The 2,879-nt window shown below is 70.3% G+C and carries 2 protein-coding genes; both read right to left on the minus strand.

Annotation, left to right across the window (positions count from 1 at the left end; translation table 11 throughout):
* Positions 1 to 59: 59 nt before the first annotated feature.
* Positions 60 to 1,067 carry an alpha/beta hydrolase gene (locus ACWDU1_RS31275; RefSeq protein WP_450004009.1) on the minus strand — a complete coding sequence of 336 codons (1,008 nt, stop codon included), beginning with the start codon at positions 1,065 to 1,067 and terminating at the stop codon, positions 60 to 62.
* Positions 1,057 to 2,742, minus strand: a complete 1,686-nt coding sequence (locus ACWDU1_RS31280; protein ID WP_450004011.1) for a thiolase C-terminal domain-containing protein — start codon at positions 2,740 to 2,742, stop codon at positions 1,057 to 1,059. The genes ACWDU1_RS31275 and ACWDU1_RS31280 overlap by 11 nt, the downstream gene beginning before the upstream one ends.
* Positions 2,743 to 2,879: the final 137 nt, after the last annotated feature.

Consider the following 2,879-nt stretch of genomic DNA (forward strand, 5'->3'; position numbering starts at 1 on the left):
ATGGTCGCCCCCACGACCAGCCGGAGCAGGAACAGGGCGAAATCGGTGACGTCCATCGGTTACCTTTCCGGCGGCGCCGTCGCGCCGCCGTCGAATTGCAGGATGGGCCCGGAGAACTGTCCGGTCTCGCGGGCGATGCGGCATTCCTCGGCGAAGGAGAGCACATCGAGGTGGTAGGCGGTGGCCGTATGGCCGAGGCTGATGTTGTGGCCGGTATTGGGTCTGAGGTTCAGCACGACCCGCGGTGCCGCGGTGAACAGCGTGCCGGCCGCCGTCATCTCCTCGGGATCGTTACGCCACACCCGTTCGTATTCGCCGAGGCTGTAGCGCACCGGAATCCGGATATCGGGCGCGAGCCCGAGGAAATCCCGTTCCGCCCAGTCGTGCAGGTTACGCGATTCCAGGGCCGAGCCGCGCGCGGAAACGCTCGCCCCGCCCAGGACATCGCGCGGGTAGAGACGGGGTTGTTCCCAGATCAGCCGCCCGACTCCCTGCGGCCGCTGCCCGGCCATCCGGGCCGGGCCCCACAGCAGTTCCTGGGCGGCGGGCTGATGTCGGCGCCCGGTACCGGCCAGTTCCAGTCCGAGTAGTCGCGCGCCGCGATCGGCCGCCGCCATCCGGACCGCGAGTTCGCAACCCGCGGAATGAGCGAGCAGGAAAACGCCCGCGCCCCGGGGGGATCCGTCCAGCAGCGCGTCGACCGCGCCGTACATCAGATCGACCCGGCGGCGGGGATCGGTGAGACGCTCGGCGTAGGGCGCCGAACTACGGAAACCCGGGCGGTCCAGTGCCAGCACGGTGTATCCGAGCCGTTGCCCCAGCCGCAGCAGGGACAGTTCCGGGTGGCCGGGGCAATCGAAATAGCGGGAATCGACCGCGCCGCCGTGCAAGGCGACCACCACCGCGCGCGGGGCGGCCGCCTCCGCCAGCAGGCCGGAGACCGGGATACCGCCGGCCTCGGGTACCTCGGCGACGACCGGTAGCGGCCCGCCGGAATCGGCGGGCGCCAATTCGGACTCGGTCAGGGTCACCGCGCCCCCCGCGGCGGCCCGCCCATCAGGATTCACTCCGCAGCAGCATGGCGCCGCCCGGGGTGAGACCACCGCTGGAGACCACCGCGACCCGGGCGTCGCGCACCTGGCGTTCCCCGGCGGTGCCGCGCAACTGCACGATCGCCTCGTGCAGCAGGCCCATGCCGTGGGTGCGGCCGTGGGAGAGCTGGCCGCCGTGGGTGTTCAGCGGCAGGATGCCGTCGCGGGCGATGTTCTTGCCGCCCTCCAGGAAATCCTTGGCCTCACCGATCTTGCAGAAGCCCAGCGCCTCGATCCACGACACGCAGTTGATGGTGAAGCCGTCGTACAGTTCGGCCACGTCCACATCGTCGGGCCGCAGATCGGTGCGGGTCCACATATGTGCCGCCGGGCCGAGGACCTGCGGTTCGTGGGTGAGGGTGCTCTGGTCCCATTCGATACGTTCCACGATCTGGGTGCCCACCGCCTCGACCCGGATGGCCGGAACCGGCAGATCCGCCGCGGCCTCGGCGGCCGAGACGATCACCGCGACCGCGCCGTCGCAGGGCACATCGCAGTCGTAGAGACCGAACGGCGTGGTGATCGGCCGCGCGTTCAGGTAGTCGTCCATCGTCATCGGGTCGCGGTAGACGGCGCTCGGGTTCAGGGCGGCGTTGGCGCGCTGGTTCAGGGCCACCCAGCCCAGGGTCTCGCGGGTGGTGCCGTAATCGTGGAAATGCCGCTGCGCCTTCTGCGCCAGGGTGTGGGCCGCGGAGGTGGCGCCGAACGGATTCAGCCAGCTGCCGGTCCGGCCGCCGCCGCCCGGGGTGATGGTGCCGCGTTTCATCAGCTCGTTGAAGGTGGCCTCCCAGACCGTGCGGAAACACAGCACATGGGTGGCCAGCCCGGCGTGCACCGCGAGCATCGCCGCGATCACCGACCCGCCCGGGCCGAAGGTTTCGATACCGCCGTTGTGCCAGGTGGGCCTGATACCCAGGGCCGCCTCGAGCGCTGTGACGCCGCCCTCGCCGAAACCGCCGAGGTTCCCGCCGCCGGGATAGGAGGACAGGCCGTCGATATCGTCGATGCTCAGGCCCGCGTCGGCGATGGCCCGTTCGCAGGCGTCCACGGTGAGTTCCAGCGGAGGCCGCATGAGCCGGCGTCCGATATCGGACATACCGATCCCGGTGAGCGCGACACTGTCCTCGAATTTGGTGCGCCCGCGCATGGGCGCGACGTGCTGCGAGATTTCCTGTGGCGGGATCTCGTCGACGGGCAGCGGGGCCGGTCCGGCCTGTTCGGCGGCCGGGCGGAACAGTGGCAGCCAGACGTCGTCGTCCTGCTGGAACACCACCTCGAGCCGCATGCCCAGGGTGAGTTCGGCCGGATCGCAGTCGACGATATTGGTGGTCAGCCGGACCCGGTCGTCCTCTTCGAGGGCCACCGTGGCCACCACATACGGTGGCGGCAGACCGGGCAGCGCGAAGCGCTCGTTCACCGTGAACGACGCCAGTATCGCGGTGCCCGAGACGATCCGGGGCGCGAGATCACGGGCCCGGCAGTACCGGCAGATCGGCTGCGGGGGATGGATCAGCGCCGAACACGCCCGGCATTCCTGGACGCGGAGGTGCCCGTCGGCGCCCGAGGTCCAGAAGAACTCGGTGTCCAGGGACAGCAGCGGGAGCGGCCGCCCGGAGCGGGGTGCCGGATCGTCGCCGGTCGTCGATGCCATATCGCCTCCTCGTGTCGTCGTGCGGCCGGAACATCCGTCGCCGGCGACTGTGTCGGTACTGCGCGCGTGCGGCGGGTGGCCGGAGCAGCCGTGCGGTGACCTGCGCGTCGAAATAGATATCGATGGACGGATCGGCG

The organism is Nocardia sp. NPDC003345 (assembly GCF_053589395.1).